This is a genomic window from Actinospica durhamensis, assembly GCF_018139695.1.
Classification (GTDB): Bacteria; Actinomycetota; Actinomycetes; order Streptomycetales; family Catenulisporaceae; genus Actinospica; species Actinospica durhamensis.
Genome location: NZ_JAGSOG010000602.1, coordinates 1 through 1143 on the forward strand (window position 1 = coordinate 1; position 1143 = coordinate 1143).

The 1143-nt window shown below is 65.9% G+C and carries 1 protein-coding gene; it reads right to left on the reverse strand.

What is annotated here, in order from left to right:
• Positions 1-88 precede the first annotated feature (88 nt).
• On the reverse strand, positions 89-1143 hold a 1055-nt coding region (gene ltrA / locus KDL01_RS41305; RefSeq protein WP_212534172.1), incomplete at its 5' end, for a group II intron reverse transcriptase/maturase.

The window sequence follows — 1143 nt, forward strand, 5'->3', positions numbered from 1 at the left end:
TCGGTCGGGTGGCCCCGGGCATCTCAGCCCGGGGCTCCCACAGATCCGTACGTGACAATCTCTCGTCATACGGCTCTTGTTGCCCTGGTCACCGGCCGGTCGGGGGCGTGAGCGCCCAGTGAGCGAAATACCTCGGAGCCAGCGCATAGCCCTCCGCCAATCGGCGGAGAGCCTGCTTCAGACCGACCCGGTACTTCTTCCTGATCCAGCGCAGCAGATAGGTGTTGACGCGTTGGAGCAGCGGGTACAACGCCGAGCGGTAGAAGCGCCCGTAGTAGTTGATCCACCCTCTGAGCACTGGATTGACCAGCTTGCGCAGATCGGCGGTGTCACCACCGGTACGCCGGTGCAGCCGCCAGGACCACACCGTCTCGCCCAGCTTCTTCAAGGCTTCCCTGCTGATCGCGGGCTGGAACGAGGTGAAATGCACCCCGTTCTTGTCCAGCGCTTCGCGCGGCCGGAACGTGAACCCCAGGAAGGTGAACTGCGTGTGCGGATAGCCCGGACCGGGCCCGCTCCCACGCCGGTTGCCGTTCTGGCAGTACACGATCTTCGTCTTATCCGGATGCAGCTCCAGCCCGACCTCGGCCATCCTGGACCGCAGAGCGTCCAGGACCGCCTGGGCCTGCTCCAACGTCCGGCAATGGATCACCGCATCGTCGGCATACCGCTCGAACGGACAGCCCGGGAACTCCCGGTCCACCCACACGTCGAACGCGTGATGCAGGAACAGATTCGCCAAAACGGGGGATACCGCAGAACCCTGCGGCGTCCCCTCGAGCCGTTCAGTCGTGGACCCGTCGGGCATGCGCAGCCCAGCGGCCAGCCACCGCTTGACATACAACACCACCCAGCGGGCATCGGTGTGGGCCTCCACGCAGGCCACGACCTTGTCCCACGGCACCGTGTCGAAGAATCTCCGAATGTCGAACTCCACCACCCACTCGAACCTCCAACACCGCGCCCGACAGGACGCGACCGCGTCCAGCGCCGAACGCCCCGGCCGGTACCCGTAGGAATCCGGATGGAACACCGGCTCCACCCGGACCGACAGGTGTGCGGCCACCACGGTCTGTGCGACCCGATCGCCAACGGACGGCACGCCGAGAATTCTCGTACCGCCCCCGGACTTCGGGATCGCGA